The following is a 6,860-nucleotide window of genomic DNA, read 5'->3' as shown; positions in this document are numbered from 1 at the left end:
TAATTATTTTTAATGCTAAATTTGGTTTTGTTTGGTATTGGATTGTTCTCTAATTCAAAAGCATTTTTATTTTTTATAGCGTTTAATTTGTATACTTGAGTTCCGTTAGGAAGGTAGATTTTTCCTGTTGCTTTTGTAGTTCCTTCGGCAGTATATACTTTTAATTCTATAGTATTCCAATCCATATATTTTGTGGATTGAGCTAATTTTATATGCGGAACTATGGATCCGTCTTTTACCAATACAATTATTGGAATTTCACCTGCTTTTATAGTATGCCAACCTTTTTCGTAAACTTTATTGGTTTGATAATCTATCCATTTTCCGTTAGGTAAATACACGTTTCTTTCTGTAACATTTTCAAATAAAGGAGCTACTAGCATATCTGAACCAAATAAATATTGATCATCTACCAACCAAGAGCCTGGATCATTTGGATATTCAACAAATAAGGCGCGCAACATTGGCAATCCGTTTTCAGATGCATATTTTGCTTCAGCATAAATATATGGCATTAATTGATAACGCATATTGTCGGCATTTCTAAATCCATTTAAGAATTCTTTACTGTATTCCCAAGGTTCTGTTGGTGGTTCTCCATGACTGCGTACGTGAGAAGTTAACATTCCAAATGGTGTCCATCTTTTGTAAACATCTTCTGGGGATTTTGTTGTAAATCCGCCAACATCATGACTCCAAAAGCTGAAACCACTTAATCCAAGCGATAATCCTCCTCTTAATGTAGCAGCCATTGCCGTATTTGTAGTTGCTGCATCTCCACCCCAATGCAAAGGATATCTTTGACTTCCAGCCCAAGTGCTACGAGCCCAAATAATATTTTCTCCAGTAACTTGTTTGGTAATATCTGCAACAGTTTTGTTGTAGCGTAGCGGATATAAGTTGTGTTCGTAAAAACCAGTTTTTCCGTTACTATAAATTCCGTTAAGAGGAGCTGCTTCGCCAAAATCTACTTTTATAACGCTTACTCCTTGCTTTAATAAGGAAGCTATTTTATTTTGATACCAAGTTATAGTTTCAGGATTTGTAAAATCGAGTATGGCATCTTCAAAAGGAATGTTTCCTTTTCTATCTTTTACAGCCAGTTCTTTTTCAATAATTTCATTGAACAACGTGTTTTTTGGTGTGAAATAGGGTAATTGCCATAAACAAACATTGAAACCTTCTTCTTTCATATCGGAAATCATATCAACAGGGTTATTAAATCTGTTTTCAGAAAACTCATAATTACATCTCCAATCTACTTCAAACCAACCTGTGTCAAAATGAATAACATCGCTAGGAATTTTATGTTTTCTTAAATTTTTAGCAATTTCTCGACCTTCATTTTCTGAAAAATATGTAATTCGACTCATCCAAAAACCAAACGACCATAATGGTGGCATTTGTGCTTTTCCTGTTAAATCTGTATACTCATTTAAAATTTCTTTAGGTTCTCCTATAAATACAAATAAATCAGCTTCATCATCGCCAATCATCATGGCGTTTGCGGCGTTAAAATACTTTCCAAAATCTACTGTAATTGGTGTAGAATGATGCATAAATACTCCATAACCACGGCTGCTCATATAAAACGGAATTGGTTTGTACATGGTTTCGTTTTGAACGCCATTAGCATCATCAGTCCATAAAATTACTTTTTGACCTCTTTTGTTAAATTGTGTAAAAGACTCTCCGCAACCAAATATTTTTTCCTCAGGAGACATAGAAAAAACAGCGGCCATACTTCTTGAATAATCTTCTGCTCTGCGAACAAATGAAAACGGCGTAACAGGTGTGTAAGTGCTTTTTACATCATCTAAATGTAAGGTACTTGTTAGTAATTTTCCATTGGAGTTATATACATAAACGTGCCAAGGTTTTTCTGTAATTACTACTGATCCTTTGCTACTTGTGTATTTATGTCCTTCAGTAATTTTTGAATATGTCCATTCATTTCTTGCGTTTTTAGCCACTCCGTCAACAAGCATAATAGATGCTGTTTGAGGTTTAAATTGTGGGCCAGATGAAACTTTAATTCTAATAGTTCTGTCCGAAACAAATTCAATTGAAAATGGTAATTCAGGAGATTCGGCATATTCCGTAGCGGGAAATTCATTTGCAGTTGTAGGCACTAATTTGGTAAGCATATTATTAAAAGCCTGGCGTGTAGCAAAATTATATCGAAGATATTTTATGGTTCCTTTACCAGTTTCGGGATTAAAGGAAGCTAGAGAATCCGCTAAAAAATAGGTGTTTTTGTAATCTTCAAAATCTAAACTTATATCAGGAGGATTATTTAGAGTGCTGTTGTTTTGTACTTGCGCGTTAACTTTTGAAATAAAAAAAAGCAAACAAAAAAGGGTAAATAAACTAAATAATATAGGTGGTTTTTTCATTACTCAGGTTGTTTAATTTGTGTAAAAAAATCTTTTACAATTTGTAATAGAACTTTGTATACAAATTTAAACGCTAAACTTTTTGGATACTAAATGGTATTTAGCAAATGATGATATCATTTTGTCAAAATCACGCTTAATTAATAAGAAATATTTGGAATACCTTTTTTAGCTGGTTTTTTATTGCTTAAAATATTTTAAGAATTGGTACAGAATAATTTATGATAATGTACTTAAAGTTCGCATTAAAAAAACGATTTTGTAGTGAACTACTTTAGAATGAAATAATAGTTTAATTTTTTAACTGTTAAATTTTTTACACAAAATACTATTTTAAAAAAAATAGAGTTAAATATGTAGTTAATTTTTTGAAATATTAATTTTGCTGCTTACATTGCGTGCACAAACCCCAATAGTTAATTTGAAAAAACATATTAAATATTTAGCCTCAGCACTATTAGTTGCTATATTTATTTTTATTGTTACTGCAAGTTCTGAAGCCTCAGAAAAAAGTGCAAAAGCAACAAATTTAGTAGCAGAAAGTTCCGTAGATAAAACTATGGAATTAGAATACTTTCCGGTATCTATTACTAAAAATGTTCATATAAAATTAGATTCGTTATTAGAAAGTGTAAATAAAAGAAACGATTTTCACGGATCTATTTTAGTGGCTAAAAACGGTAAGGTTTTATATAAAAATAATATTGGCTATGCAGATTTTTCTAAAAAGGAACCTTTAAATGAAGGTGATACTTTTCAATTAGCTTCAGTAAGCAAACAATTTACTGCAGCAGCAATTATGTTGTTGTACGAAAGAAACCAAATTGAGTTAAACGATTTTGTAAATAATTATTTCCCTAACTTTCCATATGAAAATGTAACTATTAAAAACCTGTTAAATCATACAGCAGGTTTACCAAAATATTTTTGGGTAACAGACCATAAATGGAAAGAACCAAAAGCTCCAACAAATACTGAAATGATGGAGTTGTTAAATTCGGAAAATGTTCAAAAGTATTTTTCTCCAGGGCAAAAATTTGATTATTCTAATACAGGATATTTTGTATTGGCATCTATTGTTGAAAAAGTTTCAGGCTCAAGTTTTAGTGATTTTGTGAAAGAAAATATTTTTGAGCCACTTAATATGAATAATTCATTTGTTTACAGCTTTGAAATTGATAGCGTTAGATCTAATCAATTAGAAGGGTATAGAATAGCAAACGGATTTAGACATTTAAAAATTAATAAATCTTTAAATGACGCAATTGTTGGTGATAAAAATGTGTATTCTACTTGTGAAGATTTACTAAAATGGACACTTGGATTGAATAGTGGAAAAATATTAACGGATGCTTCATTAAAATTAATGTACTCTAAAGGAGAAACCGTTAAAGGGAAAAAGATTCCCTATGGTTTTGGTTTTAGAATTGATGATAAAGATGAAACTGCTATTTATCATCACGGAAAATGGAATGGTTTTAGCACTTCACTAACAAGATACCCTGAAGAAGAATTGGTAATTATTATTTTAGAACATACTAGTTATAGAGGTTTGTCTCCATTAAATAATACCATTAAACAAATTGTAAATCAAAATTTTAGAGGCTAATAAACAGTTGTTCTTTTTTAATATCAATTAAAAACTAGTACTGCTAAAAATGCAATACGCGGTTTTAATTTATTTCAAAACTTTTTTTAAAATTTACCTTGTTTTATAAATTTGTTAGAGTTCAAAAATAGCTACTGAATTCTTATTTTTTATCTAAAAAACGTTTTAATTCCTCTGAAAATCTACTATCAAAAGTATCTTTATTTTTTTTAAAGATTATTCTGCTCTGTATATCAAATAAAAGTATATTTGAAGATAATTTACTTCATTTAAGAGTTTGTTAATAATAGTTCAAGGTTTTTTAATTTATTAAAGTATTATTACTAATAAACGTCAATTTTAATGAAGAATTAAAACAATAAAATTTAGCTGATTATTAAAGAGATATAAAAACAGACATAATTTTACTAATCGCGTTAAAGCAGATCAATTTAAATTAAAACATTAACCCCAAACTTATATTGTTAAATGATTTCTGTAGAAATTAAACCGTTCTTATTAAACAAAAAACACGTTTTCAGAATTGCAGGTGGAGCACGCATAAACACACCTGTTCTTTTAGTAAAATTAACGTATAATAATTTTGAAGGCTATGGAGAGGCTTCTATGCCACCATTATATGGAGAAACAATTGAAACTGCTCAAATTTTTATAAAAACATTCGATTTTAGTAAGTTCAGTTCTCCATTAGAAATTAATGCATTGCTAAAATCGTTAGATAAACATTCACCAGGAAATACAGCTGTAAAAGCCGCTGTTGATATAGCGCTTCACGATTTATTAGGCAAAATGGCTAATATGCCTTTGTATAAATATTTTAACTTACCTAAAAAGGAACTTAAAACAAGTAAAACTATTGGAATAGATAGTGCAGAAATTATTGAAAAAAGAGTTGAAGAAGCAGCTGATTTTCATTATTTAAAAATTAAACTGGGCGGTAATAATGATACTGAAATTATAAATGCAGTAAGAAACGTATCTAAAAAACCATTATTTATTGATGCAAATCAGGGGTGGACGAATAAAGAAGAAGCGCTTGAAAAAATTGCTTGGTTAAAGGAAATTGGCGCGGTTTTTATTGAACAGCCAATGCCCAAAAAGGCGTTTTCAGATATGGAATGGTTGGTTACCAGAAGCACCTTACCATTAATTGGAGATGAAGGTATACAGCGTTTATCAGATGTAAAAACTGCCAGTAATTTTTATCATGGAATCAATATTAAACTAATGAAATCTACAGGGTTAAAGGAAGCTTTTGAAATGGCAAATTTAGCCAAATCCATGAACCTAAAAATAATGTTGGGTTGTATGTCTGAAACTTCATGTGCAATTGGAGCAGCTTCTCATTTGGGAGCAATGGCAGACTGGGTAGATTTAGATGGTAATTTAGGAGTAACAAATGATCCTTATCAAGGACACAAAGTAATAAACGGTTGTATTCATCTTAACGATAACAATGGAATTGGGTTAATAAATCCAGATTGGAACAAAATAGAAACATATGTTTAAAATTTATCAAATAGTAATAGTTTTATTTTTATCGCTGTCACTTACTAATTGTAAGCTACAAAACAGCTCAAATTTAAAAGCTGAAAGTGACGTGCAAAACGACACTTTGGATGCGTATTTCTCAGCATTATACAAGGCAAAAATGTTTAACGGAGCAGTAGCAGTAAAACGCAATGGAAAACTAATTTTTAAAAAAGCGTATGGAGTTGCCAACATAACTAAAGAAACACCTTTTTTAACTAATACATCTATAGAAATTGCTTCGGTATCAAAACAATTTACAGCTGCAGCTATACTGTTGCTTCAGCAAGAAAACAAGTTAAAAGTTACCGATTTAGCTACACTGTATTTAGGAGATGATTTTCCGTATAAAAATGTAACCATATCGCAATTGTTATCACATACTTCAGGCTTGCCAGATTATGAAAAGTACTTTAAAAAAAACTGGGATTCTTCAGTAATTGCTTATAACAAAGATATTTTACGGTATTTTAAAACTGTAAAACCTGAAATTATTAGTGTTCCAGGTGAAAAATACCATTATTCAAATACAGGTTACATACTTTTAGCTGAAATTGTAAATGCGGTAAGCGGAACTACTTTAGAACATTATTTAGCACAAAAAGTATTTAAACCAATGAAAATGAACAGTACTTTTTTTATTGGAAGAGATAGTATTTGGAACAAAAAAAATTACGCTCCGGGTTATATGTTCAGTCTGGCCGATTGTAAACATGTTATTCCAGAAAGTTTACCTAACAATGGTTATTATCGTTTTTTAAGTGGTAGGTTAGGATCAGGGCGTTTATCATCAAGTATAGACGATTTAATAAAGTGGGATCAGTTTTTATATGATGATAGTATTTTAAACGTTGCTTCAAAAAATAGTGCGTTTAGCAAACATCCGCCAACAAAAGATGTTTCAGATTATGGTTACGGTTGGCACGTTACAAACGATAGTACAAAAGGTAAAGTAGTTTATCATACCGGAAGTTGGGCAGGTAATTTAACGTATATCAGCCGTTCTATTGATACAAAAGACCTTGTAATTATTTTAAATAATACTCATAATTCAGCCTATAATAAAGAAATAAGATCTAATGTTAATGGCTTTTTAAAAGGTGAAAAATTAAGTTTACCTAAAATAAAGGCAACCGAATTATTTAAAATTAATTCTTGTAAAATGTCAATATCAACTATAGATCAATGGTATAAAAACAATAAAAATATTGATTGGGATATAGAAGATTTACAGAAGCTTCAAAAGGATTATTTAAAAATTGGAGCAACAGATAAAAGCGAAATGCTGAGTGTTCTTATTGATATTATTCAAAAAGATAAAAATT

The 6,860-nt window shown here is 30.2% G+C and carries 4 protein-coding genes; 3 read left to right on the top strand and 1 reads right to left on the bottom strand.

Annotated features, from left to right (window positions below; translation table 11 throughout):
- The coding region (locus ABY298_RS13890; protein WP_372746662.1) for a TIM-barrel domain-containing protein at nucleotides 1–2,396 on the bottom strand (2,396 nt) is incomplete at its 3' end.
- Between the two features lie 421 nt (nucleotides 2,397–2,817).
- On the opposite strand from ABY298_RS13890, the gene ABY298_RS13885 reads away from it, so the two are divergent.
- The 3 genes from ABY298_RS13885 to ABY298_RS13875 form a co-directional block, all read left to right on the top strand.
- On the top strand, nucleotides 2,818–4,005 hold the full coding sequence (locus ABY298_RS13885; RefSeq protein ID WP_372746661.1) for a serine hydrolase domain-containing protein: 1,188 nt from the start codon (nucleotides 2,818–2,820) through the stop codon (nucleotides 4,003–4,005).
- 468 nt (nucleotides 4,006–4,473) lie between these two features.
- Nucleotides 4,474–5,514: a dipeptide epimerase gene (locus tag ABY298_RS13880; RefSeq protein ID WP_372746660.1), complete on the top strand. Its 1,041-nt coding sequence runs from the start codon at nucleotides 4,474–4,476 to the stop codon at nucleotides 5,512–5,514.
- The coding region (locus ABY298_RS13875) for a serine hydrolase domain-containing protein (RefSeq protein ID WP_372746659.1) at nucleotides 5,507–6,860 on the top strand (1,354 nt) is incomplete at its 3' end. The genes ABY298_RS13880 and ABY298_RS13875, both read left to right, overlap by 8 nt.

The sequence above is a fragment of the Lutibacter sp. genome, from assembly GCF_041596795.1.
Classification (GTDB): Bacteria; Bacteroidota; Bacteroidia; order Flavobacteriales; family Flavobacteriaceae; genus Lutibacter.
Note: the sequence above shows the minus strand (reverse complement) of the source record. Positions and strands in the feature narration are given on the sequence as shown.

What these genes read in the sequence shown, in the direction of transcription:
- ABY298_RS13880 (WP_372746660.1), top strand. Translation starts at nt 4,474, where the DNA reads ATGATTTCTGTAGAAATTAAACCGTTCTTATTAAACAAAAAACACGTT.